Source organism: Saccharothrix deserti (assembly GCF_009769385.1).
GTDB lineage: Bacteria > Actinomycetota > Actinomycetes > Mycobacteriales > Pseudonocardiaceae > Actinosynnema > Actinosynnema deserti.
The window spans coordinates 16,766-42,771 of record NZ_VKAB01000017.1 but is presented as its reverse complement, the minus strand read 5'-3'; the positions used below and the strand labels follow the sequence as shown (position 1 = coordinate 42,771).

General features: G+C 70.3%; 29 protein-coding genes and 1 tRNA gene. 16 read left to right on the top strand and 14 right to left on the bottom strand.

Features of this window, described 5'->3' with window-relative positions:
- Window positions 1-211: 211 nt before the first annotated feature.
- Both FM051_RS26915 and FM051_RS26910 read right to left on the bottom strand, forming a co-directional pair.
- On the bottom strand, window positions 212-985 hold the full coding sequence (locus FM051_RS26915) for an MBL fold metallo-hydrolase (protein ID WP_158848089.1): 774 nt from the start codon (window positions 983-985) through the stop codon (window positions 212-214).
- Window positions 982-1,746, bottom strand: a complete 765-nt coding sequence (locus tag FM051_RS26910; protein WP_158848556.1) for an NUDIX hydrolase — start codon at window positions 1,744-1,746, stop codon at window positions 982-984. The genes FM051_RS26915 and FM051_RS26910 overlap by 4 nt, the downstream gene beginning before the upstream one ends.
- 69 nt (window positions 1,747-1,815) lie before the next feature.
- On the opposite strand from FM051_RS26910, the gene FM051_RS26905 reads away from it, so the two are divergent.
- Together FM051_RS26905 and FM051_RS26900 are read left to right on the top strand one after the other, a co-directional pair.
- Window positions 1,816-2,196 (top strand): hypothetical protein, encoded by a 381-nt coding sequence (locus FM051_RS26905; protein ID WP_158848087.1) that lies wholly within the window; start codon window positions 1,816-1,818, stop codon window positions 2,194-2,196.
- Window positions 2,197-2,204: 8 nt separating this feature from the next.
- On the top strand, window positions 2,205-3,104 hold the full coding sequence (locus FM051_RS26900; protein WP_158848554.1) for a Gfo/Idh/MocA family protein: 900 nt from the start codon (window positions 2,205-2,207) through the stop codon (window positions 3,102-3,104).
- A 95-nt stretch (window positions 3,105-3,199) separates the two neighbouring features.
- On the opposite strand, the gene FM051_RS26895 is transcribed toward FM051_RS26900, so the two are convergent.
- The 4 genes from FM051_RS26895 to FM051_RS26880 all read right to left on the bottom strand — a co-directional run bounded on the left by FM051_RS26895 (window position 3,200) and on the right by FM051_RS26880 (window position 5,799).
- Window positions 3,200-4,498: a hypothetical protein gene (locus FM051_RS26895; protein WP_158848085.1), complete on the bottom strand. Its 1,299-nt coding sequence runs from the start codon at window positions 4,496-4,498 to the stop codon at window positions 3,200-3,202.
- 86 nt (window positions 4,499-4,584) lie between these two features.
- Complete coding sequence (locus FM051_RS26890; protein WP_158848083.1) at window positions 4,585-5,187, bottom strand: hypothetical protein; 603 nt, start codon at window positions 5,185-5,187, stop codon at window positions 4,585-4,587.
- Window position 5,188: 1 nt separating this feature from the next.
- Window positions 5,189-5,647, bottom strand: coding sequence for a RidA family protein (locus tag FM051_RS26885; protein WP_158848081.1), 459 nt, complete (start codon window positions 5,645-5,647; stop codon window positions 5,189-5,191).
- Window positions 5,644-5,799: a Sp36 family protein gene (locus tag FM051_RS26880; RefSeq protein WP_141979599.1), complete on the bottom strand. Its 156-nt coding sequence runs from the start codon at window positions 5,797-5,799 to the stop codon at window positions 5,644-5,646. Before FM051_RS26880 ends, FM051_RS26885 begins: the two co-directional genes overlap by 4 nt.
- Before the next feature lie 206 nt (window positions 5,800-6,005).
- Between FM051_RS26880 and FM051_RS26875 the strand changes: the two genes are divergently transcribed.
- The 4 genes from FM051_RS26875 to bagB all read left to right on the top strand — a co-directional run bounded on the left by FM051_RS26875 (window position 6,006) and on the right by bagB (window position 8,663).
- Window positions 6,006-6,203, top strand: a complete 198-nt coding sequence (locus FM051_RS26875) for a hypothetical protein (RefSeq protein WP_158848079.1) — start codon at window positions 6,006-6,008, stop codon at window positions 6,201-6,203.
- A gap of 31 nt (window positions 6,204-6,234) precedes the next feature.
- Window positions 6,235-6,486: a hypothetical protein gene (locus FM051_RS26870; protein WP_158848077.1), complete on the top strand. Its 252-nt coding sequence runs from the start codon at window positions 6,235-6,237 to the stop codon at window positions 6,484-6,486.
- Window positions 6,487-6,558: 72 nt separating this feature from the next.
- Complete coding sequence (gene bagA, locus FM051_RS26865; RefSeq protein ID WP_202919046.1) at window positions 6,559-7,551, top strand: ATPase BagA; 993 nt, start codon at window positions 6,559-6,561, stop codon at window positions 7,549-7,551.
- Entirely contained in the window at window positions 7,548-8,663 is a 1,116-nt protein-coding gene (bagB, locus tag FM051_RS26860; protein ID WP_158848075.1) for an ATPase BagB, read from the top strand. Before bagA ends, bagB begins: the two co-directional genes overlap by 4 nt.
- 17 nt (window positions 8,664-8,680) lie before the next feature.
- On the opposite strand, the gene FM051_RS26855 is transcribed toward bagB, so the two are convergent.
- The gene (locus FM051_RS26855; RefSeq protein ID WP_158848073.1) at window positions 8,681-8,971 is read right to left on the bottom strand and encodes a WhiB family transcriptional regulator; all 291 of its coding nucleotides are present in this window, start codon (window positions 8,969-8,971) and stop codon (window positions 8,681-8,683) included.
- Window positions 8,972-9,227: 256 nt separating this feature from the next.
- On the opposite strand from FM051_RS26855, the gene FM051_RS26850 reads away from it, so the two are divergent.
- The 3 genes from FM051_RS26850 to FM051_RS26840 all read left to right on the top strand — a co-directional run bounded on the left by FM051_RS26850 (window position 9,228) and on the right by FM051_RS26840 (window position 16,400).
- On the top strand, window positions 9,228-11,696 hold the full coding sequence (locus tag FM051_RS26850) for a penicillin-binding protein (RefSeq protein WP_158848071.1): 2,469 nt from the start codon (window positions 9,228-9,230) through the stop codon (window positions 11,694-11,696).
- Window positions 11,697-11,994: 298 nt separating this feature from the next.
- Window positions 11,995-15,969, top strand: a complete 3,975-nt coding sequence (locus tag FM051_RS26845; protein WP_158848069.1) for a golvesin C-terminal-like domain-containing protein — start codon at window positions 11,995-11,997, stop codon at window positions 15,967-15,969.
- Window positions 15,966-16,400, top strand: coding sequence for a hypothetical protein (locus FM051_RS26840; RefSeq protein ID WP_158848067.1), 435 nt, complete (start codon window positions 15,966-15,968; stop codon window positions 16,398-16,400). The genes FM051_RS26845 and FM051_RS26840 overlap by 4 nt, the downstream gene beginning before the upstream one ends.
- Window positions 16,401-16,427: 27 nt before the next feature.
- Here the strand turns inward: FM051_RS26840 and FM051_RS26835 are convergent, their stop codons facing one another.
- Window positions 16,428-16,895, bottom strand: a complete 468-nt coding sequence (locus FM051_RS26835) for a GatB/YqeY domain-containing protein (protein WP_158848065.1) — start codon at window positions 16,893-16,895, stop codon at window positions 16,428-16,430.
- A gap of 64 nt (window positions 16,896-16,959) precedes the next feature.
- Between FM051_RS26835 and FM051_RS26830 the strand changes: the two genes are divergently transcribed.
- Together FM051_RS26830 and FM051_RS26825 are read left to right on the top strand one after the other, a co-directional pair.
- A complete protein-coding gene (locus FM051_RS26830; protein WP_158848063.1) occupies window positions 16,960-17,919 on the top strand; it encodes a metallophosphoesterase in 960 nt (319 codons plus the stop codon).
- A 24-nt stretch (window positions 17,920-17,943) separates the two neighbouring features.
- A tRNA-Pro gene (locus tag FM051_RS26825) sits at window positions 17,944-18,017 on the top strand.
- A 204-nt stretch (window positions 18,018-18,221) separates the two neighbouring features.
- On the opposite strand, the gene FM051_RS26820 is transcribed toward FM051_RS26825, so the two are convergent.
- A complete protein-coding gene (locus FM051_RS26820; protein WP_158848061.1) occupies window positions 18,222-18,578 on the bottom strand; it encodes a helix-turn-helix domain-containing protein in 357 nt (118 codons plus the stop codon).
- Window positions 18,579-19,368: 790 nt separating this feature from the next.
- Here FM051_RS26820 and FM051_RS26815 point away from each other — a divergent pair.
- Complete coding sequence (locus FM051_RS26815; RefSeq protein ID WP_158848059.1) at window positions 19,369-19,512, top strand: hypothetical protein; 144 nt, start codon at window positions 19,369-19,371, stop codon at window positions 19,510-19,512.
- Between the two features lie 124 nt (window positions 19,513-19,636).
- On the opposite strand, the gene FM051_RS26810 is transcribed toward FM051_RS26815, so the two are convergent.
- From FM051_RS26810 to FM051_RS53745, 3 genes are all read right to left on the bottom strand, one after another.
- Window positions 19,637-20,386, bottom strand: a complete 750-nt coding sequence (locus tag FM051_RS26810) for a class I SAM-dependent methyltransferase (protein WP_202919045.1) — start codon at window positions 20,384-20,386, stop codon at window positions 19,637-19,639.
- 42 nt (window positions 20,387-20,428) lie between these two features.
- On the bottom strand, window positions 20,429-21,109 hold the full coding sequence (locus FM051_RS26805; RefSeq protein ID WP_338019498.1) for a hypothetical protein: 681 nt from the start codon (window positions 21,107-21,109) through the stop codon (window positions 20,429-20,431).
- Between the two features lie 96 nt (window positions 21,110-21,205).
- Window positions 21,206-21,424: a hypothetical protein gene (locus FM051_RS53745; protein WP_338019497.1), complete on the bottom strand. Its 219-nt coding sequence runs from the start codon at window positions 21,422-21,424 to the stop codon at window positions 21,206-21,208.
- A 97-nt stretch (window positions 21,425-21,521) separates the two neighbouring features.
- On the opposite strand from FM051_RS53745, the gene FM051_RS26800 reads away from it, so the two are divergent.
- Window positions 21,522-22,112, top strand: a complete 591-nt coding sequence (locus FM051_RS26800) for a TetR/AcrR family transcriptional regulator (RefSeq protein WP_238412675.1) — start codon at window positions 21,522-21,524, stop codon at window positions 22,110-22,112.
- 49 nt (window positions 22,113-22,161) lie between these two features.
- Here the strand turns inward: FM051_RS26800 and FM051_RS26795 are convergent, their stop codons facing one another.
- A complete protein-coding gene (locus FM051_RS26795; protein WP_158848055.1) occupies window positions 22,162-22,362 on the bottom strand; it encodes a hypothetical protein in 201 nt (66 codons plus the stop codon).
- Between the two features lie 257 nt (window positions 22,363-22,619).
- On the opposite strand from FM051_RS26795, the gene FM051_RS26790 reads away from it, so the two are divergent.
- Window positions 22,620-22,832 (top strand): hypothetical protein, encoded by a 213-nt coding sequence (locus tag FM051_RS26790; protein WP_158848053.1) that lies wholly within the window; start codon window positions 22,620-22,622, stop codon window positions 22,830-22,832.
- Here FM051_RS26790 and FM051_RS26785 read toward each other — a convergent pair.
- The gene (locus FM051_RS26785) at window positions 22,829-23,335 is read right to left on the bottom strand and encodes a DUF3291 domain-containing protein (protein WP_158848051.1); all 507 of its coding nucleotides are present in this window, start codon (window positions 23,333-23,335) and stop codon (window positions 22,829-22,831) included. The two genes, FM051_RS26790 and FM051_RS26785, sit on opposite strands and share 4 nt — an antisense overlap.
- 30 nt (window positions 23,336-23,365) lie before the next feature.
- Between FM051_RS26785 and FM051_RS26780 the strand changes: the two genes are divergently transcribed.
- On the top strand, window positions 23,366-24,160 hold the full coding sequence (locus FM051_RS26780) for a class I SAM-dependent methyltransferase (protein WP_158848049.1): 795 nt from the start codon (window positions 23,366-23,368) through the stop codon (window positions 24,158-24,160).
- Window positions 24,157-25,965: a prolyl oligopeptidase family serine peptidase gene (locus FM051_RS26775; protein WP_158848047.1), complete on the top strand. Its 1,809-nt coding sequence runs from the start codon at window positions 24,157-24,159 to the stop codon at window positions 25,963-25,965. The genes FM051_RS26780 and FM051_RS26775 overlap by 4 nt, the downstream gene beginning before the upstream one ends.
- Window positions 25,966-26,006: the final 41 nt, after the last annotated feature.

The following is a 26,006-nucleotide window of genomic DNA, read 5'->3' as shown; positions in this document are numbered from 1 at the left end:
GTACCGCCACCGTCGCCGGACAACGGCCCACACGCCCCGCCCCACAAAGAACCCCACCCACCACGGCTCACGCAGCCCAGGACCCACACAGGCCTCAGCACGCCGCGCCAGGACGGCCGTCGCCCTGCCCAGCCGCGCCGCCCGCCTCCGCGATCTGCCCGAACCGGCGCGCCGTCCGGCCACCGGGTGGTTGTATGCGATCGACAATCCGTCAGGCGTTGCGCAGGTACTCCAGCTGGGCCCGGACCGACCACTCCGCCGCCGGCCACAGGGAACGGTCGACGTCGGCGTACACGAGTTCGACCACCTCGCGGGCGGTCGGTGCGCCGCCTAGTCGGGCCACCGCTGCCTTGACCTGCGCCAACCGCTGTTCGCGGTGGGTCAGGTAGGCGTCGGCGGCTGACACCACGTCCGGTAGTTCGGGGCCGTGGCCCGGCAGTCCGATCGTGCCCGAAGGCAGGGCCGCCAGGAGGCGCAACGACGCCAGGTAGTCACCCAGCTTGCCATCCGGGTGGGCCACGACGGTCGTGCCGCGACCCAGCACGGTGTCGCCGGTCAGCACCGCGTCGTCCAACTGGAAGCACACCGAGTCGGCCGTGTGCCCCGGCGTCGGCAGCACCCGGATCGACAGACCGGCCGCCTCGATCACCTCGCCCTCGGCCAACCCCTGCCCGCCCAGCCTGAACGCCGGATCGACGGACCGCACTGGCGCGTCGACCTGTCGCCCGAACGAACGCGCCCCCTCCGAGTGATCGGGATGACCGTGGGTGAGGAGCACGACCTCCACCGGCGCCTGCAACGCGATCCGCCCGAGGTGCGCCGGGTCCGCCGGCCCCGGATCGACCACCACGCACGACGACGACCCCGGCGCACGCAGCACCCAGGTGTTCGTCCCGTCCAACGTCATCACACCGGGGTTCTCCGCCAACAACACCGCCGCCGTAGGCGTGACCTGCCGCAACACCCCATAAGCCAACGCGCTCACGGCACGACCACCCGCACTGCCCCGCCCTCCCGGACCAACTTCGGAATGATCTTCGACACCGTCCGCGGCGACTCCAGCACGGCCGACACCGACCCCAGCTCGTCCAACTCCGACAACGTCACCCAAGTAGGCGGCAGCAACGCCCGCCGCCCGGCCTTCCAGTCCGCCAACGCGTCGACCGGCCGCTGCCACGCCGCGTCCGAAGCCTCGGAAGTCATCCCGTCCGCACTCTGCCCGCCAGGCAGCACCGCCACGAAGAACCGCGTGTCGTACCGCCGCGGCTCCTCGACCGGCGTCACCCAGTTCGCCCACGGCCGCAGCAGGTCCGCCCGCAGCACCAACCCCTCGGAGGCGAGGAACTGCGCCAACGACAGCTCCCGCGCCACCAACGCCGCTCGCGCGGAGGCGTACCGAGCCGTGGAAGCCACCACCGACGAAGCCGAAGGCCCGGCCAACAGCACCCCGGACTCCTCGAACGTCTCCCGCACCGCCGCGCACACCAGCGCCGTCGCCAACTCCACCGAGCACGAGAACCGCTCAGCCCACCACGAAGGCGGAGGCCCGGCCCAAGCCACCGACGTGTCCGCGTCACGCGGATCGACCCCGCCACCGGGGAACACCGTCATCCCGCCCGCGAACGCCATCCCGGCCACCCGCCGCAGCAGGAACGCCTCGACCCCGGCCGCACCGTCCCGCACCAACACCACCGTCGCGGCGTCACGCGGTTCGACCGGCGGCCCGGTGAAGGTCTCCGGGACCATGCCCGCCGGCAACACGAGTTCCTCGGGGAGTTCACGCACGACCCGAGCCTACGACGAGGATCACCCCCCGTGGACACCACGAAAAGCACCGCAGGAAGCACCACGGGCAAAGGCTGCCTGGTCAACATCACCCTGTTCGTCGTCGGCGCGATCGTGGGCACCGGCCTGACGGCAACGGCCGCCGTGCTCCTCTTCCTGCCCTCCACCACGACGACCAGCACGAACGAGGGCACGCCCAACGTCTACGTCAAGGAGCGGTCCAGCCTGATGGGCGGCACCGACCACGAGGTCTGGCTCGGCCGGACACCCGACTACGGGCACCGGATCCTCATCCCCAGCGGCTGGGACAACACCCCCGAGGTCGAACGCCAGGCCAACGGCGTGGAGCTCAGGTTCGACAACGGCGGCCGGATCTTCGTCCCCGAATCGAGTTACCTCGGCGGCCGGTGAAAGGCAGGATGGGCCAGGTGGACGAACAGCTGCGCGTAGGACTCATCGGTGCCGGCCCCTGGGCGAACATGGTGCACGCCCCGGGCATCGCCGATCACCCGGGCACCCGCCTGGCCACGGTCTGGGCCCGCCGGGAAGAGGCCGCGACCGAGCTGGCCAACACCTACGGCGCGACCACCGCGAAGACCCCCGAGGAACTGCTGGACCAGGTCGACGCGGTGGCGTTCGCGGTGCCGCCCGAGATCCAGGCCGGGATCGCCATCAAGGCCGCTGAACAGGGCAAACACCTCATCCTGGAGAAGCCGATCGCGGCCACCCTCGACGACGCGGAACGCCTCGCCGACGCCGTGCGGAGCAACGACGTCGCCTCACTCGTGATGCTCACCAAGAGGTTCGCCCCGGAGACCCGCGAGCAGTTGGACCAGCTCCGCGCGGCCGGCGGCTGGGTCGGCGGCAGCGCCCGCTGGCTGACCGGCGCGCTGCTCGGCGGCCCGTTCTCGAACTCGCCGTGGCGGCACGACCGGGGCCCGCTGGACGACGTCGGCCCGCACGCGTTCGACCTGCTCGACGCGGCCCTGGGCACGATCACCGACGTCATCGCGGCCAACCGGTCCGAGCACGGCCTGTGGCAGGTCGTCTTCCAGCACGAGGGCGGCGCGACCAGCGTGGCCACGATGACCATGACGTTGCCGCTGAACCCGGGCATCTCCGAGGTGATCGTGTACGGCGAGCACGGCCACCGCGTCCTGGCCGACCGCGGCACGACCGCGCAGCAGTGCTTCACGAACCTGCTGGACGATTTCGTGGCCATGGTCGACAGCGGCACCACCGAGCACCCGCTGGACGTCGGCCGCGGCCTGCACCTCCAGCGGATCATCGACCTGGCGCGGCGGAAGTCGCAAGCGTGAAGCCCAGCCACCGGTAGGACCGAAAAAGCAGCTCGGCCCTACCGCCCGCTCACAACGGACGCCAGGGCCGAGCTGTTGACGAAACCGAGGAGCCTCTAGCCGGGGTACTTGCCGTTCGAAGGCTTCGGCACGCCGTTGACGAACTCCGGTCCGGCGGGCCACGCCTGCTGTTCGCGCTGCGCCAGCTCCTCGTGCAGCTGCTGCAACAACGCCCGTTCCCGGTCGCTGAGCTTGGCGTCCACGGTCGGCGGTAGCTGGACGGCAGCCGGGGCTTGGCCCTCGGCCAACGCCGCCTGCAGCGCGGCCAGGTCGTCCGGCCCCAGTTCGGTGGTCACCTCGGCCCGGGACAACGGGTGGTCGTCCGGGAACGGGAACGCGAACATCGGTGGCGGAACGGGCGCCTGCCGCTCCTCGGCCACGGGCTCGACCACGGGCGGCGGCTCGACGAGGGCTTCCGGGACGGCCTCGACCCGGACGTCCTCGACGTGCACCTCGTCGGCACGCATCTCGTCGGCACGCATCTCCTCGACGCGCACCTCCTCCACACGCGGCTCGTCGACGCGGACGTCGTCCACCCGAACGTCGTTCACCCGGACGTCATTCGCCCGAACGTCGTTCACGCGGACGTCCTCGACCGGTTCGCGCACCGGCAGCCGCTTCACCGGCTTGGGCGGGAACGGCTGCGCCCCCTCGTACGACTCGACGCGCGCACGACGTGACTTGGAGCCGTTCTGGGGTTCGACAGGCACCGGTTCCGGCTCGACTACCGGTGCCTGGCCCCGCACTTCACCGTCGAACCACGCGCCGGAGTCCGGTGGTGGCTGTGGGCTCGTGGACCCGGACGAGAAGAACACCTCGCGGGCCGTGGTGACGGCCGCCGCGTGGTACTCGCCGAGCTGGTTGCCCACGGTCAGCACCTCGACCGCGGCCCGGATGCCCGCCTTGCGCAGCACGGTGTCCACCCGGTAGGCGGTGGCGGGCGCGAAACCCGCCGGGCCGATGTCCACCAGGACGACCCGCTGCGGCAGCGGTCCGGGCGTCGCACCGGCCGGGGTGGACCGCCACGTCGCACGCACGCCGCGCACGTCCGGCAGCACCGACACGGTCTTGCCCAGCACGTCACCGAGGCCGTCGGCCGGGTCGGACTCGACGCTGAAGCGGTGCCTCACCACCGGCACCTGCTCGACCGCGAACAGCCGGTCGGCCAGCGTGCGGTCCGAGCGGACCTCGCTGAGCAACCAGCCGATCTCGTGGCGCTCCTCCGGCGACACCGGGATGCGCCCGGCCAGCAGGCAGCCGACGACGAGCTCCACGGCTCTGTCCAGCTCGGCAACCGCCAACAGCTCCCGAGCCTGGGTCAGCGCGTCGTCGTCGACGCGTCCGGCCAGCGCCAACAGGAGGTCGTGTAAACGGACGGGGAGTCCCACTCCGTCGTTCGTCACGCCTGTTCTCCTTCCGGCCCGCGCGGGAGCGCCGAGCTCTAAACGGGCACCAGGTGCCCATCGGCATCGGCGCCGGCGCACACCAGCTCCGAAGCCGCCAACGCCGCCCTGTGGTAGGGCGACAGGTCCAATCCGGCGGGCAGGACCTCGACACACGGGTCGTGCTCGCCGAGCGCCCGCAGCACCCGCTGGAGCTCACCGGTCAACCGGGCTTCCCCGGTCGAAGCGGTGACCAGGATCAGCCTCCTGGGTTCGCCCCTGCCCAGCCGCCACGAGGACCGGACTTCGCCGACCCCGGGGCGTCCACGCAAGGTCGCTCCGAGCACCACGGTCGCGGAATCACCCATCGCCACCCGTTCGGGTGATTCCGGGGAGAAGGTGTAGCCGGAATCGGGCAGTTCGTCCAGCCCTTTGACCGAACTGATCGTGGACCGGTCGGCCCCGTGCGGCACGAGGGCGTCCGCGAGGAGCCTCTGCTCGTAGTCCGTCAGACCGACCCTGTCGTGCAGCAACGTGCGCGGCAGGGCTCGTGCGAGCACCTTGACGGCGTCCGTGGCGGCCCAGTCGCGGAACCTCCAGAGGACTTCGTCCGGCAGCCGCCCGGCCAGCCTCAGCAACAGCTCGTGGCACGTGTCCGACATCTCACTCCCCGATCTCGACGATCAGTTCCACCTCGACCGGCGCGCCCAACGGCAACTCGGCCACGCCGACCGCGGCCCGCGCGTGCCGACCGGCCTCGCCGAAGACCTCGCCCAGGAGGTCCGACGCGCCGTTGATCACGGCGGGTTGGCCGGTGAAGCCCTCGGCGGAGGCGACGAACCCGACCAGTTTGACGACGCGCACCACCGAGTCCAGGCCCACCAGCGCGTCGACGGCGGCCAACGCGTTCAGCGCGCAGGTGCGGGCCTGCGCCTTGGCCTCCTCCGGGCTGATGTCGCCGCCGACCTTGCCGGTGGCCGCGAGCGAGCCGTTGACGAACGGCAGCTGCCCGGACGTGTACACCAGCTGCCCGGTGCGCACGGCGGGCACGTAGGCCGCGACCGGAGCCGCGACCTCGGGCAGTTCGACACCCAGCTCGGCGAGACGCGCCGTCCAGCTCATGCCTTGGGTCGCTTCAGGTAGGCGACGTGCTGCTCACCGCTCGGGTTGGGCAGAACGGTGACCAGCTCCCACCCGTCCGCGCCCCACTGATCCAGGATCGCCTTGGTGGCGTGGATCAACAGCGGGACGGTCGCGTACTCCCACTTCTGCATGGGCCGCAGCCTAGCGGGAGATCGAACGGGGGCACCCGACCGAGTACCTCCGTTCGGGTCATAGGCGAGTGTTCTTCACATCAGCGAGGAACGCGGAGTACGCCCGCGCCCCGAACACCAACGTCCCGCCATCACGGTTTTTGTATCCCGTACACCGGCGACACGCTCGGTCACGACCAACTCGACACACTGCGCGTCAGAGCCCCTTGGCGGTCGGACCGCTCGGCGGCTGCCTGGGTCTGGACTTCGGTGACGGATCGACGGAGGTGACCCGGCCGGACGGCGGTCTCCGGATCTCGACCACGAGCGCGGAGCGGGCGCTCTGGTACTTCACGATCGACAAGACGGCCGAGGCGCGCCTCGTGTGGGTGGAAAGTGGGGCCGATCCGGGCGTCAAGGCGTGACGGCGCGATCACGCCGGGCTAGCTTGCTCACGTGGAAACATGGCGGATCGTCGCCACCGGCTCGTTCCTCCTGGGCGGGCTGGTGATGATCCTCGTCGGCATGGCGCAGGCGCGGGATCGCAAGGGGGCCATGCCGTCCGACGTGTGGCGGGCGCTGCTGATCGGCGCGGTGATGGTCGCGGTGGTGGCGGTGCTCATCGCGTACGTGCTGCCGTCGGTGATCGCGTGGGGGATCGTCGCCGCGACCGCGATCGCGGTGGTGTTCGTCACCATGATGGACTGACCGTGCTCGACGGCGTGGCCGGCTTGACGGCGTGGCCCGCGGTTCTCAGGCCGGCGCGCATAGGCTGATCTGGTGAACGGCTGGACCGACGAACTCACCCGCGCGCGACTGCACGTGGTGACGGGCAAGGGCGGGACCGGCAAGACCACGGTCGCCGCCGCGCTCGCGCTGGCGCTGGCCACCGGCGGACGGCGCGTGCTGCTGGTGGAGGTGGAGAACCGGCAGGGCATCGCGCAGCTGTTCGACCGCCCGCCGCTGCCGTACTCCGAGGAACGGATCGCGTCCGCGCCCGGTGGCGGCGAAGTGCGTGCGCTGGCCGTGGACCCCGAGGCGGCGTTGCTCGAATACCTCGCCATGTTCTACAACCTCGGCTTCGCCGGCCGGACGTTGAAGAAGATGGGCGCGATCGAGTTCGCCACCACCCTCGCACCGGGCCTGCGCGACGTGCTGCTCACCGGCAAGGTCAAGGAGTGCGTGCGCCGCGCGGGCAAGACCGGCCGGCACGAGTACGACGCCGTGGTGCTCGACGCGCCGCCGACGGGCCGCGTGGTCCGGTTCCTGGACGTCACCAGGGCCATGGCCGACCTCGCCAAGGTCGGGCCGATCAAGGGCCAGAGCGAGGGCGTGGTGAACCTGCTGCACTCCGGTGACACCGCGGTGCACCTGGTGGCGCTGCTGGAGGAGATGCCGGTGCGCGAGACGTTGGACGCGGTCGCCGAGCTGGACGCGGCGGACCTGAGGCCGGGCGCGGTGTTCGTGAACCGGGTCAGCCCGCCGAGGCTGCCCGCGCGGTCGGTGGCGTCGGCGTCCGAAGGCCGGGTCGACGCCGGCCGGATCCGCGCCGGGTTGCAGGCGGGTGGCCTCGACGTGGAGGAGGAGGTGCTGGACGGGCTGGTCGAGCAGACCGTGGAGCACGCCCTGCGCGTCCGAATGGAGCAGCGGGCCAAGGAGAAGCTGGCCGAAGCCGATCTGCCCACAGTGGAGCTGCCGGAGCTGACCGACGGGGTTGACGTGGCCGCGCTCTACGAGCTGGCCGAGGTGCTGGTCGGGCGAGGTGTGCGGTGAACCGGCTGGACGTGGACGCGTTGCTGGACAACCCGGAGACGCGGGTGCTGGTGTGCTGCGGCTCGGGTGGCGTCGGCAAGACGACCACGGCGGCGGCGCTGGCCGTGCGGGCGGCCGAACGCGGCAGGCGGGCGGTCGTGCTGACGATCGACCCGGCGCGCAGGCTCGCGCAGTCGCTGGGCCTGGGTGAGCTGGACAACCAGCCGCGGCGCGTCGACGTGGAGGGCTTCAAGGGCGAGCTGCACGCGATGATGCTGGACATGCGCCGCACGTTCGACGACATGGTGTGGCAGCACGCCGGCCGCGAGCGGGCCGAGCAGATCCTGGCGAACCCGTTCTACCAGACGATTTCCACGTCGTTCTCCGGCACGCAGGAGTACATGGCGATGGAGAAGCTCGGCCAGCTGGTCGAGCGCGACGAGTGGGACCTGGTGGTCGTGGACACGCCGCCGAGCCGCTCGGCGCTGGACTTCCTGGACGCGCCGCAGCGGCTGTCGACGGTGCTGGACGGCAAGCTCATCCGGATGCTGTCGGCGCCCGCCCGTGCGGGCGGGCGCGGCATCCGCAAGATCGTCGGCGCGGGCTTCGGCCTGTTCACCAAAGCCGTGTCGACCATCGTGGGCGGCCAACTCCTGCACGACGCTTCCACGTTCGTGCAGGCGTTCGACAGCATGTTCGGCGGCTTCCGGCAACGCGCCCAGGCCACCTACGAGCTGCTGCGATCACCGGGCACGGGGTTCCTGGTGGTCGCGGCGGCCGAACCGGACGCGTTGCGCGAGGCCAGCTACTTCGTGGAGCGGTTGAGCGCGGAACGGATGCCGTTGACCGGTCTGGTGGCGAACCGGACGCACCCGGTGCTGGCCCCCTTGCCCGCACCAGGCGCGTTGGCGGCGGCGGACCGGTTGGAGCGCACTGGGGACGCCCCGCTGGCTGCCGCGGTGTTGCGGGTGCACGCGGATCGCGTGGCCGTCGCCGATCGGGAGAAGCGACTGCTCGCGCGGTTCACCCGTGCGCACCCCGGTGTTCCGCTGATCGGTGTGCCCGCGCTGCCGACCGACGTGCACGACCTGGACGGCCTGCACGAGATCGGTCGGCGGCTGGCGGGCGAATAGGGGTCGGGCCTTCCGGCCTAACCGACCTTGGACTCTTCGTGGTGCTCCTGACGTGCGGTGTCCAGGAGCTCGTGCCATGACGTGACGTCCGGGCGACGCCGCAGCAACGCCCGCCGTTCACGTTCCGTCATGCCGCCCCAGACACCGAACTCGATCCGGTTGTCCAGGGCCTCGGCAAGGCACTCGGTGCGCACCGGGCATCCCAGGCACACCAACTTGGCCTTGCGCTGCTCCGCTCCGCGGACGAAGAGCTGATCCGGCTCCTCATCACGGCACGAAGCCTTGATACGCCAATCCCCCTGCTGCATAGCCCCCACCTCAGTTCACACAGTGCCCAGACTTCCTAAATCCGCCACACCCCTGCCGCGGATGCCGTAGGCTCACCATCGAGTGGTCAGCCGTCGGCGTGCTGTCTTGGACAGTGACGGACTGTAGAGCCTTCTGGTTCCACCTCCAACCCTGGGTTGCCCACCTGTTACCTGTCTTGAGTACGAGTACTCATCCTGCGTAATCACTCTTGCGCGATCTCGATCACCTCTTTGCATGCCGCGTACGCTGACCCGCATGCGAGCCAGGAACGGCGTGCTGAAACTTCTCGGCCTGTGTCTGCTAGCGGGAGTGCTGCTGGCAGGCATGTTGTTCCCTGTCGTCGGTTCGCTGGGGCTGGTGTCGAACAGAGCCAGCGACACGGTGGACAGCATCTCCTCGGACCTGGTCACCACCGACCCGCCGTTGATCTCCACGATCACGGACAAGGACGGCACGCCGATCGCGTACCTGTACGACCAGTACCGGGTGCTGGTGCCGCCGGAGAAGATCTCCCCCACCATGAAGGCCGCGCTGGTCTCGGTGGAGGACCGCAGGTTCTACGAGCACCAGGGCGTGGACTGGCGGGGCACGATCCGCGCCGGGTTGACGAACCAGTTCAGCGGTTCCGTCACCCAGGGTGCCTCCACGCTCACGCAGCAATACGTGAAGAACTACCTCGTGCACGTGGTCGCGCGGAACAACCAGGTGGAGCAGCAGAAGGCGCAGGAGCAAACTGTTGCGCGAAAAGGCCGTGAATGGCGCATCTCCTTGCAATTGGAACGCCAACTGGGCAAGGAGGAAATCCTCGCCGGCTACCTGAACGTGGTGCCGTTCGGCTCGACGATCTACGGGATCGCGGCGGCGGCGCAGGCGTACTTCAACACCACGCCGGACAAGTTGACCGTGGCCCAGTCGGCGATGCTCGCGGGCATGGTCAACAGCCCGTCGGCGTTGAACCCGGAGGTGTTCCCGGAGAAGGCGTTGGAGCGGCGCAACCAGGTCATCGACAAGATGGTCGAGAACGACAAGCTGTCCCGTGACGCCGCCGAAGCCTCCAAACAGGAGCCGCTCGGGTTGGCGACGCCGGTGCGGACGCCGCCGAGCGGGTGCGTCGGTGCGGGTCCGGAGCACGGGTTCTTCTGCTCGTACGTGCTGAACTACCTGGAGCGGAACGGTTTCAGCCAGGAGCAGTTGAAAACCGGCGGTTACACCATTCGGACCACTTTGGACCGGACGATCACGCAGCAGGCGAAGGTCGCCGCGGAGGCCCAGGTCGCGAAATCGACCGAGGGGATCGCGAACACGATGGCGATCGTGCGGCCGGGCAAGGAGCGGCACGAGGTCGTGGCGTTGGTGGCGAACCGCGACTACGGGTTGAAGAGCGACCAGTTCCAGACCCAGTTCGACCTGCCGTCCGGGGTGGAGAACAAGTTCGGCGCCGGCTCGATCTACAAGGTGTTCACGGCGGCGGCGGCGTTGGAGAAGGGCATGGGCATCGAGAGCACGATGGCCACGCCGAGCTCCTACGAGTCCCGGGTGTTCAAGGGCGGTGGCGACAAGTGCCGCCCCACCGGTGAGCCGAACACGCGGTGGTACTGCCTGAGCAACTTCGACTCGTCGTACCCGCCGCAGATGTCGTTGCAGACGGCGTTGCAGACCTCCCCGAACACGGGGTTCGTGATCCTGGAAGAGCAGCTGGGCATGGACCCGGTGGTGGACATGGCGTCCCGGCTGGGGATGCGCGAGACGATGGCGACGAACATCGCGGGCGTGCGGCCCGACCCGAAGGCGAAGAACCGGGAGCTGCGGATCTCGCAGACGGAGTTCTACAAGTCCAACGGCGGCAACGCCTCCTTCACGTTGAGCCCGGCGCCGGTGAGCACGTTGGAGCTGGCGAACGTGGCGGCGACGATCATCAGCGGCGGGGTGTGGTGCCCGCCGTCGCCGATCGGCCAGATCCTGGACCGCAACGGTCAGCCGGTGCAGGTCAACGAGGCGCCGTGCGAGCAGGTCGTGGCGGAGCCGCTGGCCAACGGGTTGGCGGTCGGGATGTCGAAGGACGACCAGGGCCGCGGCACGGCGGCGCGGGCGGCGCAGCAGTTCAAGTGGACGCGGCCGATGCTGGGCAAGACGGGGACGACGGAGGACTACAAGTCGGCGGCGTTCATCGGCGCCACGCCGGACTTCGCCGGTGCGGTGCAGACGTTCAACGACGGCGTCGAGCCGCGCGGGATCTGCGTCACCGGCGCTCCCAGGCTGTGCGCCGAGGGGAACATCTTCGGCGGCACGGTGCCCGCGCGGACGTGGTTCGACACCATGACGAAGGTCCACGAAGGACTGCCGGTGCGCGGGTTGCCGCCGGTCGAGGAGCGTTACCTCAAGGGTGGCGCGGAGATCCGGATCCCGGATGTGGTGGGTCGCAACGTGAACGAGGCGACGCGCATCCTGGAGCAGGCCGGGTACAAGGTGTCCGCGCAGAACCGGAATTCGGAGCAGCCGAAGGGCCAGGTCGTCAGCCAGACGCCACGCGGCAGCGCGCTGCGCGGCACCGTGATCACGCTGCTGGTGTCGACCGGCTACGTCCCGCCACCGCAGCCGACCGAGCCGGCCCCGACCACCGAGGTGCCGACCCCCGGGCGGCCGGGCGCACCGGGCATCCCGGGCTTCCCGGGCCGTCCGAACGACCCGCCGATCACCCTCCCCACCGACCCGCCGCGCAGGTAGTCCGGGCGGAAGAGCCCGCGCGGCGAGGGTCGCCGCGCGGTCGTGAGAGCGCTCTCACACCATCGCCGTGACTGTCCCGCCGGCGGGAAATGCCTGCTAGAGGCAGGTGTGGACGGCCGACCGCTTCCTGGACACCGCGTTCGGCGCGTCCCTATATTCGGTTCGATCACGGGTGGCACGGCCACCGCACCCAGCTCCGACACCACCGCACTTGCCGTTCGGTGTGCTTCGGCGCGCCCGAAAACCGTGGGGGAACACCTTGCTCCGGTGGAAATCGACCAGACGGTTGGGCGCCGCGATGATCCTCGCGCTGCTCCCCGTCACGGCTGCCCAGGCGGCTCCCGACCAGAAGACCGACAAGACCGCCGAACGGGCCGGTTCGCCCGCCGAGGTGGCGAGCGCGGAACCCCGAACGGTGCCTCCGGACAAGCGGACCGAGGTGCTGGGCAAGAACTGGCGCGAGTCCGCCGACGTGGCCTGGACAACGTCCGGCGACGCCGACGGCTTCCACCTGCTCGCCGCGCGGGCGGCCGACGGCTACGCCTGGCGCACCGTCGCGACCCTGTCCGAGCCCGGCTTCGACGTCGACCAGTGGATCGGCAACGCCTGCGCCACCGGGTCCGGCCGACGCCTGGTGGTCGTCTACGCGCCGCGCACGTTCACGAACGAGACGGACCTGTTCGACCGGGGCGGGTTCACCGCGACCGTCAACCTGGACTCCGGCGCGGTGACCAAGCTGCCGGTGCAGAGCAGCCTGGCGTACTACAACCCCGGTTGCGGCGCCGGTGAGACCGCCGTGATCACGCAGGACGGTGTGGACTCGCTCGGCCGGACCAGGCTCCTGGAGGTGGACGCGGCGGCCGGGACGCTCGGCGCGCCCGTCGCTGTGCCCGGCCAGCTGACCTCGGCGGTTCCCACGCCGGGCGGCATCGTCGCGGCCGACTCCGCCGGTCTGGTGTCGGTCGACCGGGCGGGCGCGCGGCGGCTGCTCGCGCCGACGTCCGAACTGCCCTTCCACCTCAAGGCCGATGCCGACGGCGGTGTCGTGTTCCTCGACCGCGAGGGCGACACGGCGTTCGTCCGCAGGCTCGCGAAGGCCGAGAAGAACGCGCAGGTCGACACCCTCGCCAAGGGTCCGCTCAGCGAACTGGGCCTGGCCGCGAGCGCGGCGGGCCGGGTGTTCGTCACCGGCAAGGCCGACGAGGTGAAGGGCCTGCCGCGCACGGTGGCGCGGCTGGACGTGCCCAAGGACAGCGAGATGTCGACGCTCGGCGAGGTGGCCGTGACCTCGGTGCTGCGGGCCGGGAACTCCGACCCGCGTGCGGCGGTGCAAGACCTGGCGGCGGCACGGCCGGTCCGCGTCGAGGCGAAGGTGACGGCCACCGGCAAGCAGACCGCGTTCACCGTCGACCCGGCCGCCACCCCGTCCCCGATGTCCGACACCGGCCGGGTCCGCCACCCCGAGCTGACCGCCGCCACCATCGGCGCGGCGGGCTCCCCGGACACCCCGCTGGACGCCGAGCAGACCTGCGCCATCGCCCGCAACGACCCGAACGTGCAGGTCTACCAACCCACCGCGCGCCAGGTGGAGTGGGCGGTGAACTACGCCGTCACGAACGGCCTCTACATCCAGCGGGAGGCCAACTGGAAGCACTCCGGCCTGCCCGCGTGGCAGCCGCAGCAGATGTTCCCGCCGCGCGCGCTGACGGGCGGCGGCCGGGTGCCGTCGCAGGTGATGCTGGGCATCCTCGCCCAGGAGTCGAACCTGTGGCAGGCCGCGCGGTTCGCGCTGCCCGGCGTCACGGCCAACCCGCTGATCGGCAACTTCTACGGCACCGACATCTACAACACGGACCCCGGCGACGACTGGGACATCCGCTGGAACGAAGCGGACTGCGGCTACGGCGTGGCGCAGGTGACCGACGGCATGCGGATGGCCGGGCGCACCAAGCCGGGCGAGACCGCGCTGCCCGCGAACCAGCAGAAAGCGGTCGCGGTCGACTTCGCCACCAACATCGCCGCCGGACTGCGCATCCTCCAGGAGAAGTGGAACCAGACCCGCAACGCCGGGATGCTCGTCAACGACGGCGACCCGCAGTACCTGGAGAACTGGTTCTTCGCGATCTGGGCGTACAACTCGGGGTTCAACCCGCAGAACCCGCCGAGCGACTCGCCGTGGGGCGTCGGCTGGGCCAACAACCCGGTCAACCCGCGTTACCCGGCCAACCGCGCGTCGTTCCTGGACATCAGCTACGCCGACGCGGCGAACCCCGAGCGCTGGCCGTACCAGGAGAAGGTGCTCGGCTGGGCGGGCCACCCGATCGAGTCGGTGGAATCACCCGGCAAGCTGGTGCACGGCTACGTCGCGTCCTACTGGAACGGGTGGCGTGAGGGCATCGACCCGCCGCAGACCGGCCCCAGCGCCGAGGCGAACCGGCGCGCGGTGAAGCCGCCGACGACCCTGTTCTGCGAGGTCCTGAAGAACGGCTGCGACACCACCCGGTCGGAGCTGCCGAACAAGCCGGACGACCCGAACACGCCCGAGGACGAGTCGACGATCGGTGAGCCGGCGGGGCCGTGCGTGCACCGCGACGCGCAGGGCTACTACGACCTGAAGTGCTGGTGGCACTACCCGGCGCAGTGGAAGGACGACTGCGCCGCCAAGTGCGGCCACGAGATCATCCGGTTCCGCGAGCCCGATGTGGCCTACCAGCCCGACGGCCGCAGCTACCCGCCGAACTGCAGGCGCGACGGCCTGCCCGACGGCGCGCTGGTCGTGGACGACGTCACGACGTCCGTGCCGCCGCACTCGACGACCCAGCGACCGTGCGGCGTGCAGTGGACCAGCGAGGGCTCGTTCTCGCTGGCGTTCGGCGCCGACTCCGCCGGCCGGTATCCGTCCAAAGCGGACTTCCACCAGCTCGGCGCCGGGTTCGGCGGGCACTTCTGGTTCTCCCACACCAACCGCGCCGATGCCGTGGGCGCCAAGCTCGAGGTCACCGGCACGTGGACGCTCAACCGGCCGTTGAACGGCTGGGCGCGGGTCCTGGTCCACACCCCGGACCACGGCGCGCACACGCAGCAGGCCCGTTACGAGGTCAACCGGGGCGGTGGGTCGTTCGACAAGAACCGGTACCTGCCACAGGGCACCGAGCAGAACAAGTGGGTGTCGCTGGGCGTGTACCAGTTCACCGGCACGCCGCAGGTGCGGTTGAGCAACATCACCGAGGAGGGCCGGGGCGTCAACGACGTGGCGTGGGACGCGGTCGCGTTCCAGCCGCTGCCCGCCAAGCCACGGCACATCGTGGCCGTGCTCGGCGACTCCTACACGTCCGGTGAGGGCGTGGGGAACTACTACCGCGAGACGGACAACAACCACGGGACGCCCGACTGGGCCGCGTGCCGGCGCAGCCGTGACGCGTGGGCGCGCAAGACGGTGCTGTTCGGGGAGGAGGACAACCTCGGCCAACTGGCCGACGAGTTCAACCCCCGCGCCGAACTCGGCTTCGTGGCGTGCTCGGGCGCGCGGACGTGGTCGGTGCTGGGCACCCGAGTCCCGACGTCGTGGGGCAACCCCGCCCAGTACACGGCGGGCGAGGGCCAGTTCCGGGAGATCGCGCAGGTCGACTCCGGTGTGCTGGACGCCAACACCACGCTCGTCGGCCTGACCATCGGCGCCAACGACGAGAACATGTTCGGCGGCGCCATCTCGAACTGCATCGAGCACACCGCCTGCGGCAGCGGCAGCATCGCGGAGTTCGTCGAGAAGTACAAAACGCTGATCGACAACAACAAGTCGGGTATTTCGGCCACCCTGCGCACCATCGCGTCGCGCGCACCCAACGCGGACATCGTGCTCATGGGCTACCCGAAGCTGTTCGTCGAGGAGAACGCGTGCAGCGGCCAACTGTTCAGCAGCATCCACGCCAAGGCCCTGAACGATCTCGCCGCGCACATCACCCTCCGGCAACGGGAAGCCGTCGAAGAGCAGGCCGCGCTGGGCCGGAAGGTCCACTACGCGGCGGCGATCGACCACTTCACCGGCCACCGGATCTGCGATTCGTCGGCGTGGCTCCACGGTCCGCGCCTCGGAGCCAACGGCGAGGGCGACTACCACGAGGGCGACGCGCCGTCGCCGTTCTGCATCCCCTCGGTCGGCGGGGAGGACCCGTGCACCAGCCGGGAGTCGTTCCACCCCAACACGCCGGGTGCGTCGGGCTATTCGCTGCTTTTCCAGCACAAGCTTGACTCGATCGAGTATCAAGGTTCATGACCGGTTCCCGCGAGTGGCGCCTCGGCCGAGCACTCACCACGCTCTCGTGGTGGGTGCTCGGCGGGGTCCTCGTCGTCTTGGTCGGCGTCGCCACGTGGTTCTTCGTGGCCGTGCACGACTCCGGCGAGCGCGGCAGGCGGTTCGCCGAGGAGGACGCGCGGATGGTCATGGCCGGCGTCGTGGAGGACCTGCGCGCCGCGATCGCCGACGGCGAGCTGACCGACGCCGATGTCGCGTCGGTCGACTCCTCGTCCAACAAGGTGCTGGACGTCAGCCGTTCACCCGACCGGGTTGTGATCACCGCCCGGGTGAACGGCTTGGGCCCGGGGGCCGTGATCGGTGGCAGCAGCGTCTGGCTGTGCTCGGTGTACGAGATCCCGCTGCCGATCACGGACGCGGTCGTGCACCAGCACGAGACGGACACCTGCTGACCCGTCTCGCGGCTCTGCCCCGCCGGCCTACGCCAGCTTCGCCTTGACCGCCGCCGCCACTCGCCCACCCTCGGCACGCCCCGCGACCTGCGCGTTGACGGCCTTCATGACCTGGCCCATCTGCCGCTGCCCCGGCTGCTCGCCGATCTGCTCCGCCACCTGGGCGATCGCGGCGTCGACCAGCGCGGCCAGCTCGTCGTCACCGAGCTGCGCGGGCAGGTAGGCCTCCAGCACCTTGGACTCGGCCTGCTCCAACTCGGCCTGCTCGGTCCGCCCGGCGCCGGCGAACGCCTCCGCCGCCTCCTTGCGCTTCTTCACCTCGCGGGTGATGACCTTCAGCACCTCGTCGTCGCTCAGCTCGCGAGCGGTCTTGCCGGAGACCTCTTCGGTGGTGAGGGCGGCCAACGTCATCCGCAGCGCGCCCGCCCGAACCGTCTCCCGGTTCTTGATCGCCACTGTCAGATCCGCCTGCAACTTCGCCTTCAACTCCGCCATGAGCCGGAACGGTACCGGGCGGCCCGTCGCACCCCGAATCGGTTAACGCCCTACCCTCGACCACGTGAAGACGCTCGGCCGAACGCTGCTAGCCACCACCGCCCTGGGCACCGCCACGCTCGCGTACGCGGCGGGCATCGAGCGCAGGCGGTGGACGTTGCGCGAAGCGACGGTGCCGGTGCTCGCGCCCGGCTCGTCGCCGTTGCGCGTGCTGCACCTGTCGGACCTGCACATGATGCCGGGCCAGAAGTCCAAGCAGCGCTGGGTCGCCGCGCTGGACGAGCTGGAGCCGGACCTCGTGGTGAACACCGGGGACAACCTGGCGCACCAGCAGGCCGTGCCCGCCGTCGTCCGCGCCCTGGGCCCGCTGCTGAACCGTCCGGGTGTGTTCGTGTTCGGCAGCAACGACTACTACGCGCCGCGCCCGAAGAACCCGGCCCGCTACCTGCTGCCGTCGGCGAAGACGAAGCGCATCCACGGCATCCCGCTGCCGTGGCGGGACCTGCGTGCGGCGATGATCGAGCGCGGCTGGCTGGACCTGACCCACACCCGCGTCCGGTTCGAGGTGAACGGCCAGGAGATCTTCGCCGCCGGTCTGGACGACCCGCACCTCAAGCGCGACCGGTTCGACGAGATCAGCGGCCCGATCCCGGACGTCCCGCTGCGCCTGGGCGTGACCCACTCGCCCGAGCCCCGCGTCCTGGACCCGTTCGCCGCCGAGGGCTACGACCTCGTGCTGGCCGGCCACACGCACGGCGGCCAACTCCGCATCCCCGGCTACGGCGCACTCGTGACGAACTGCGAACTGGACCGCTCACGCGCCCGCGGCGTCTCCCGCTGGGGCGCGCACACGTGGCTGAACGTCTCCGCCGGCCTGGGCACGTCGCCGTACGCCCCGGTGCGCTTCGCCTGCCCTCCGGAGGCGAGCCTGCTGACCTTGGTCGCGCGCCCCGTCGACGCAGGTCAAACCCCGTCCGAGGCAGAAAGTGATACCCGGTTCGGAGTGGGTCGGAGCATCAGGTAGAGTTCACCTCGTTCGATCCCACGCCGGGGTGTGGCGCAGTTTGGTAGCGCGCTTCGTTCGGGACGAAGAGGTCGCAGGTTCAAATCCTGTCACCCCGACGCAGCTCAGGGCCTTACCGAGATCCTTCGGTAAGGCCCTGAGTCGTCTGGGCTGGTGACAGAAGCGCAAGAGGTGCGGCTGAGATTCCGTTCGGGAGCAGACGCGGGAACCGGGACGGCGACGGGACGGCGGGTCACGGAGTAGGAATCCGTGACGCGCGCCCCTTGGATGTGTCCGGTCGACGTCCCCGGCCCCTCGACGGGTCACATGCCCCGCAACGGCGGGTACGGCTGATCGGGAGCCGGCGGGGGCTGCTTGTTGAGGTTGCGGGCTTCCTCGAGTTGGTCCTCGAGGGTGACGATGCGGCACGCGGCGTCCAGACCCATGCCCTGATCGACCAATTCCCTGACCCGGGACGCCAACCGCAGTTGGTACCGGGAGTAGCGGCGGTGGCCGCCTGACGAGCGTTCCGGCTCGATCAGCTTCGCCTCGTCCAGGCTGCGCAGGAATCCCGGCGTGGTGCCGAGCATCTCCGCTGCTCTGCCCATCGTGTAAGCGGGGTAGTGGTCGTCGTCGAACTTGTCAGCCGCAGGTCGCGGCTCGTTTGTTTCTGGGGTCATCGCACCTCCGCGCCACGAGGGGCCCCGGTGCCGTTCGGCACCGGGGCCCCGGGGTTATGGGTTCCCACCAACCGACCGCGAGGTCGGCTTACTGCTTCCGCGTCATCCGCACGAGCAGCGGAGACTGCGTGGATCGCATTCGCGTAACCGGAGACCACCTTCCAATCTTCTTGGACTGCGGTACCCGCCCGGCCGACTTCAGCCCGAGGCAGGCGATCCGATGGTGTAAAACCCTTCCCTTCTCCTCTGGTTATCGACTTGCCTGTCACCACTCGACGATCGGCACCGGACTTCTCGCCCGCTCCGGCTCACCTCGCCGACCGTCCTCGGCCACCGGCTGGAACCCCTTCCACTGATCGGCCCCAGCTCGCCTGACCGTCCTTCGACTACCACCTGCGGCTGTCGGCTCCGGGTCTTGCGCATTGCTGTACTGCGTACTGCGGCATTGCTGTCGTGCGTAATTCGGTTGCGCTCCCGGTACTTGCCTGCCGACTGCCCTTGCTGCACGGGTAGTTCGTCATCTCCCGTGCCGATCGGACGTTCTCTCTCGTACAAGGAGAACACTACACACGATCACGTGCGAATGTCTACCCCAGCGATCATAGATTTGCTCGTTCGAGTGAGTCCACCTACCTCACCTGCGGAGATGGCAGACGCGCCTTCCGGATCTCCTCGCCCGGCCCCGATCGGCGTGGCGCCGCCGGCTGCGCGGAGACCACCGCGCCCGCCAGGAGCAGGGCGAGCGGGAGGAGCAGGCCGCCGCGGTGATCCGTGCCGTGGACGTCGTGCCGTGCCAGGCCTCGTGCAGGCGCCGCAGTACGCCCGCCGCGTCCTGGTAACCCAAGTCGACCTGTTCGACGGGTGCGTCGACGCACCCGCCCCGGTTCGGGACGAAGAGCACGACCTGGTGGCCTGCCGGGGGTTCAGCGGTTGAACCACCGCTCGGCGGCGAGCTTGTTGAGGGCCATGAGAACCGCCTGTCGACAAGCCGGTGGCCAGCAGAGCATCCGGGGGTACAACCCCGGTACAGCAGCAATCCGCGGTCAGGTGGTCAGCGGTCAGGTGGTCAGGCGGGCCTTCCAGATCTCCTCGCTCGGCCACTGGTGCGCCCACGACGACGAGACGTCGTCGTACTCGCGGTGCGCGGGGTCCGGGGCCTGGATCTCGATCAGGTCCTCGACGGTGAAGCCGGACGACCGGAGCAGCCGCAGCATCTCGCCGTGGCCCAGGGTGAACTCCGCCGACGTGCTGTAGTCCACCCGCCGCAGGCCGAACTGGGGGCGCTGCAACGACGTCGACGCCGTGCCGCCCTCGCGGGTGCACAGGGCGAACAGCGGCGACCGGTGCAGGAAGACCAGGTGTCCGCCGGGCCTGAGCAGGCGGGCGGCTTCCGGGATCCAGCGGTACGGGTCGCACCACAGGGACGCGCCGTACTCGCTGATCGCGAGGTCGAACGTGGCGTCGTCGCGCGGCACCTGTTCGGCGTCGCCGAGGATCAGCGGGAACTCCAGGCCGAACTCGGCCTGCATGGTGCGGGCGGTGGCGAGTTGCTTGGCCGAGATGTCGATGCCGACGGGCCGGGCGCCCAGCCTGGCCAGCCACGCCGACACGTACGCGGTGCCGCAGCCGAGTTCGATCACGTCCATCCCGGACAGGTCCGGGGGCAGCGCCGAGACCTGCGACTCCGGCGTCGCCCACAGGCCCCAGCGGGGTTCCGTGCGCGCCCAGTGCTCCCGGGCCAACGGCCCGTGCCAGGCGGCGGCGCTGTCCTCCCAGTAGCGGCGGTTCAGTTCCGTGTGGTTGATCACGGATCCATTGGAGTGGTGCGCACGTCGATCCGCCAACCCTTTTCAGCCCCGGTAGTGCTCGGCGACGGAGCCGAACGCGGCCTTCCGCCGCCACGTGCCGTCGTCCAGCACCTTCACCACGCCGTAGCCGCCCAGGTCGAGGTCGCGACGCGGGTCGTCGGGGCGGTGCGGCAGGTGGTAGCAGGCGAAGGTGCACAGGAACGCGCTGTCGACGTCCTCCGCCTCGAAGACCTCCAGCAGTTCGCGGATCACGGCGGCCTGCTCGTCCTCGTCACGCGTGTAGTCGCCGTCCAGCCCGACCGGCTCCGCGCCCTCGTACACGACGATCATGCCGCCCTCCGCGCCCCGCGCCGCCGCGCCCCGGAACGTCGCGCTGCCGAACTCGGTGATCGCGACCGGTTTGCCGGACGCCACCAGTCGGCGCACGGCGGGCACGAACCGGTCCGCGATCCCGGCCGTCCGGTACAGGTCGATCGAGAGGAAGTCGAACGGCTCCCAGTCGACGCCCTCGAACTGGATGGACGCGTACGTGACCTTGCCGCCGAACCGCTCGCGCACCACGGCGACCGCCTTGCCGAGGAAGTCGTTGATCAGCGACGGGACCGTGGGCAGCGCCGCGACCAGCCGGCCGCGGTCGGCCAGCAGTCCCAGTCGTTCGTCGAGGTCGTCACCGGGCAGGAAGCCCTTGGTGAACAGGCTCAACTCCGCGCCGGTGACGAACACGACCTCCGCCCCGGCCGCGCGCAGCCGCTCGGCGCGGGTGGCGCAGTCGGCCAGCAGGTCCAGCAGCTCGTCCCGGGTCAGGTCGCACGTGAACGGTCAGAACCACACCTCCAAGCCCACGTCCGCCGCGATCGTGGCGGCCAGTTCGAGCCGGTCGGGGTCGCCGCCGGTGACGCGCACCGCCGTGCAGTGCAGTTCCTCGCGGATCACGCGCATGTCCTCCCGCACGGTCGCCAGGTCGAACGACGGGTGCGTGCTCACGCCCCCGTTGAGGAAACCGGTGTCGTAGGTGATGCCCTTGGCTCGCATGTCCACCCTCTCAAGTTAAGGTACGTCAAGTACCTTAAACCCATGTCTACCTAGTACGTCACCGACTTCAGTAAGGTACTTCCAGTACCCAGGAGGAGTGCACGTGGAAGGTGCGACCAGGCGGCGCGGCGCGGCGCTGGAGCAGGCGATCCTGAACGCGGCGGCCGACGAACTGATCGAGTCGGGGTACGCCGGGCTCACCATGGACCGCGTCGCCAAACGCGCGGGCACCAACAAGAACGCGATCTACCGGCGTTGGCCGAACCGCGCGGCGCTCGGCGTCGCCGCCTACCGGCAGCTGGCCGAGGTCGAACTCCACCCGCCGGACACGGGTGACCTGCGCACCGACGTGCTGACGATGCTGCGCCGGATCAACGGCGACCAGTCGTCACCACGCGGCGACGTCCTGCGCGGCCTGCTGGCGGGCATCGGCGACGAACCCGAGCTGCTCGCGCAGCTGCAGAACCAGTTGGGCGACGGCGGCTTGAAAGCGTGGCTGACGATGCTGGTCCGGGCGGTCGCACGCGGCGAGTTGTCAGCGGAGGCCCTGCACCCGCGGGTCGCGACCGTGGCGATCGGGTTGCTGCGCAACGAATACCTGACACAAGGCCTGGCCACCGTGCCGGACGCCACGATCGTGGAGATCGTGGACGAGGTCTTCCTGCCCCTGCTCAAGGGACGCGAGCGGGCTTGACGGACGAGCGCGGTGGTCGGGAGGGTCCGCCGACCCTCCCGACCAGGCGTTACTTCACGTGCGGGCGGAGTTCGGCCAGGCGTCGGAGGAGTTCGCCGACCTCGTTCCAGTCGAGCTTCGCCGACTCGCCGGGCGGGGTGTGGATGCAGACGTTGCCCTCTTCGGTGAGCGTGACCTCCAGCGTCCGCCGACGACCCAGGGCATCAACACACCCGACGCGACCGCCCTGCCGAACCGTGTTCTCGATCATCGGTCAGACCTCCCCTGTAGTCACCACCGTGTAATCCGTGATTCGTTCGGACCAACGAGGACGTTACGAGTCACTCCCCGCTGTTGATTAAGTGCCCCACTACGCCAACCACCCGAAGGTTCGTCACGTTCCGTTGACCCGATCAGGTGAAAGTTGACGATTCAAATCACGGTGCGTAACAAGCGGCGGGGTTCGGACGACGACGAGTCAACGCGCCCGCTCCAGCGCCCCCCGCCGCGACACAGGGAGAAACTCACATGATCATCACGACCACCACCAAGAGCTGGGTCCCCGTCGTGGCCTGGACCCAGGTCGCGCTCGGCTTAGCCGGTGTCCTCGCGCTCCTGACCTCGCCCGTGGTGGCAGTGGTCTTCGCGACGGCCGCCGCGCTCGTCGCCCTGACCTGCCGCGCCACGGTCAGGGCGTCCCACAAGCTGGACCGGATCCTGGCCGAGGAACTCGACCGCTAGTCCACCCCGCAGCCCGTCAGGTCGCGCACGACCAGGTCACCCTCCGTCGCGTCCGGCGCCGGGAACGTCTCACGCAACGTGAACGCGAACGGCGTCGGACCCTGCTCCCGCAGCCTCACCAGCCGTTCCTGCGCCTCCGCCACGGTCGGCCGGTGGCCCGCCGGCACCCACCAGAGCGCGGTCATCGCCTCGGCCGGCCGCTCGAAGTACTGCCGCCGCTCCCGCAGCACGGCCACGTGCTCCGGCCCGTACACGTAGTCGACCAGCGCCTGGTGCGACGCCCACGTCGACATGTTCACCAGCAGCCACTCGTCGTCGAAGACCCGCATCGCGGTCGCGTCGCCGTCCTCGGTCTGCAACCGCCACCGGAAACCCGCCGCCCGGTCGGCCACCGCGTTCACCGGCTCCAACGCCGCCACGAAACCCGCCATCCGCGGACTGTCCAGCGGCGCGAGCATCCGGCCGATGTTCACCTGCGCCAAGTCGAAGCTCTCCCCAGTCATGCCCCGCACGTTAATCGGCAAGATCGGGGTGTGGCAGACCGGACGGAAGTGCAGCGGGTGTACGGCGCGGGCGACCTGGCGGCGTTGCCGGTGTTCGCGGGCGGCTTCATCAACTTCGGGTACTGGGCGGGCATCCCGTTGGACGGCGACCTGACCGTCGAGCAGCGCGTCGCCACCCAGGAAGCCCTGTACGACGTCGTCTTGGACGCCTTGCCGGTGCGCGCGGGAGACCACGTGCTCGAAGTGGGCTGCGGACGCGGGCTGGGTGCGCGCCGCGTCCTGCACCGCGACCCCGGCCTCGTGCGCGGTGTGGACCTGACGCCGGAGCAGGTGGCGCGGGCGACAGCAGCCAACGACGACCCGCGGGTGGCGTTCGTCCAGGGCTCGTCCAGCGACCTGCCGTTCCCCGACGCCTCGTTCGACGCCCTGCTGTCCGTCGAGGCCGCCCAGCACTTCGAGGACGTCCCGGGGTTCGCGCGCGAGAGCGCCCGTGTGCTCGCACCCGGCGGCCGGTTCGCGCTGACCACCTTCTTCGCCCGGCACGACCGGGCCGGGCAGCAGCTAGCCGAGCTGCTGAAGACGTTCGCCTCCGGCCTCGACCTCGCCCACCCGGTCGACGACGTGCTGGACCACCTCCGCGAAGCCGGGTTCGAGCAGGTGACCGCGCACAGCATCGGCGAGCACGTCTGGCGGGGCCTGGACCGGTGGCTCGAACTGGGACCGCGCCCGGACCGGTGGGACCGCAACTGGTTGCGCGCGTTCGAGCGGGGTCTGGTCGACTACTACCTGATCACCGCGCGGAAGCCGGCAGGATCGGGGGTGTGACGACGCACCCGACCGCCGAAGTGCCCGACCAGCTGTTCGCCGACGCCGAGGCCGAAGCCCGCTGGCGGGCCCGCTTCACGGCACCGCGCGTGAGCCTGCCCGGTTGGGCGGACGACGCGCCGGACCGCAGCCTGTACCTGTCGAACTCCAGCGGCGTGTGGGAGATCTACGCCTGGGACCGCGCCACGGACAGCCACCGCAAGGTCACCGACCGCCCGAACGGCACGTCGCACGCCGCGCTGAGCCCGGACGGCGAGACCATCTGGTGGTTCGCCGACACGGACGGCGACGAGTTCGGCACGTGGGTCAGCGAGCCGTTCGAGCGGGGCGGTGACCCGAAGCCCGCCGTGGACGGCGTGCAGGCCGGGTACCCGGCGGGGTTGGAGATCGGGCACGAGGTGGTCGCGGTCGGCACGTCCACCGACGACGGCACGACGGTGTACGTCGCGCGTGGCGGCGGCTCGGCCGAGGTGATCTACCAGCACGAGAACGACGGCGGCGTGTCCGCGCTGTCCAAGGACGAGACGCTGGTCGTGCTGTCGCACTCAGAGCACGGCGATAACCGGCACGCCGCGCTGCGCGTGGTGACGCCGTCCGGCGAGACGGTCGCCGAGAAGTGGGACGGGCCGGGCAAGGGCCTGGACGCGATCGCGTTCAGCCCGGTGCGCGGTGACAACCGGCTGCTGGTCGGGCACGAGCGGCGCGGCAAGGACGAGCTGCTGATCTGGGACGTCGCGGCGGACACCGAGATCGAGATCGTGATCGACCTGCCCGGCGAGATCAGCGCCGACTGGTACCCGGACGCGCGGTCGCTGCTGGTCGTGCACACGTTCCAGGCGCGGAACACGTTGCACCGCTACGACCTCGGCACCGGTGTTTTGTATGCATTGGACACTCCACACGGGACGGTCGGCAGCGCGAACGTGCGGCCGAACGGCGCGGTGGAGTACTCGTGGTCCTCGGCCGGGCAGCCGGGTGTGGTGCGGGTGCTCGACGCGGACGGCGACGAACGCGTGCTGCTGGAGCCGCCCGGCCACAAGGCGCCGGCGTCCGTCGACCTGACCGACGTGTTCGTGGGTGACGTGCACGCGCTCGTGGCACGCCCGGCCGGCGCGCCCGACGGTCCATTGCCGACCGTATTCCACCTGCACGGCGGGCCGCACTCGTCGGACGAGGACCGGTTCTCCGCCTACCGCGCGGTGTGGCTGGACGCCGGGTTCGCCGTGGTGCACGTGAACTACCGGGGCTCCACCGGGTACGGCTCGAAGTGGCGCGACGCGATCGAGGGCCGGCCGGGGCTGACCGAGCTGGAGGACGTGGCGGCGGTGCACGACTGGGCCGTCTCGTCCGGGTTCGCCGACCCGGCGAAGTGCGTGGTCAACGGCGCGTCGTGGGGCGGTTACCTGTCACTGCTGGCGCTCGGCACGCAGCCGGAGCGGTGGGCGGCCGGTGTCGCGGGCGTGCCGGTGGCCGACTACCTGGCCGCCTACGAGGACGAGATGGAGCCGCTGCGGGCGTTCGACCGGGCGCTGTTCGGCGGTTCGCCGGAGGAGCTGCCCGACCGGTACCACGAGTGCTCGCCGTTGACGTACGTGGACGCGGTGCGCGCGCCCGTGATGGTGCTGGCGGGCGAGAACGACCCGCGCTGCCCGATCCGGCAGATCGACAACTACCTGGAACGGCTGGCCGCACGGGGTGCGACGTACGAGGTGTACCGGTACGACGCCGGGCACGGCTCGCTGGTGGTCGCGGAGACCATCCGGCAGACGGCCGCCGAGGTCGCGTTCGTGCGACGCGTGCTTTAAGGTGCCGGCAGGCGCCGTCCCGCGCCCTACCTCCTGACCGG

Bases quoted from the DNA above. Each gene is read 5' to 3' on its own strand.
- FM051_RS26910 (WP_158848556.1), bottom strand. From the start codon at position 1,746: ATGGTCCCGGAGACCTTCACCGGGCCGCCGGTCGAACCGCGTGACGCC.
- FM051_RS26900 (WP_158848554.1), top strand. From the start codon at position 2,205: ATGGGCCAGGTGGACGAACAGCTGCGCGTAGGACTCATCGGTGCCGGC.
- FM051_RS26890 (WP_158848083.1), bottom strand. From the start codon at position 5,187: ATGTCGGACACGTGCCACGAGCTGTTGCTGAGGCTGGCCGGGCGGCTG.
- FM051_RS26885 (WP_158848081.1), bottom strand. From the start codon at position 5,647: ATGAGCTGGACGGCGCGTCTCGCCGAGCTGGGTGTCGAACTGCCCGAG.
- FM051_RS26880 (WP_141979599.1), bottom strand. From the start codon at position 5,799: ATGCAGAAGTGGGAGTACGCGACCGTCCCGCTGTTGATCCACGCCACC.
- FM051_RS26855 (WP_158848073.1), bottom strand. From the start codon at position 8,971: ATGCAGCAGGGGGATTGGCGTATCAAGGCTTCGTGCCGTGATGAGGAG.
- FM051_RS26850 (WP_158848071.1), top strand. From the start codon at position 9,228: ATGCGAGCCAGGAACGGCGTGCTGAAACTTCTCGGCCTGTGTCTGCTA.
- FM051_RS26845 (WP_158848069.1), top strand. From the start codon at position 11,995: ATGATCCTCGCGCTGCTCCCCGTCACGGCTGCCCAGGCGGCTCCCGAC.
- FM051_RS26840 (WP_158848067.1), top strand. From the start codon at position 15,966: ATGACCGGTTCCCGCGAGTGGCGCCTCGGCCGAGCACTCACCACGCTC.
- FM051_RS26835 (WP_158848065.1), bottom strand. From the start codon at position 16,895: ATGGCGGAGTTGAAGGCGAAGTTGCAGGCGGATCTGACAGTGGCGATC.
- FM051_RS26820 (WP_158848061.1), bottom strand. From the start codon at position 18,578: ATGACCCCAGAAACAAACGAGCCGCGACCTGCGGCTGACAAGTTCGAC.
- FM051_RS26795 (WP_158848055.1), bottom strand. From the start codon at position 22,362: ATGATCGAGAACACGGTTCGGCAGGGCGGTCGCGTCGGGTGTGTTGAT.
- FM051_RS26790 (WP_158848053.1), top strand. From the start codon at position 22,620: ATGATCATCACGACCACCACCAAGAGCTGGGTCCCCGTCGTGGCCTGG.
- FM051_RS26785 (WP_158848051.1), bottom strand. From the start codon at position 23,335: ATGACTGGGGAGAGCTTCGACTTGGCGCAGGTGAACATCGGCCGGATG.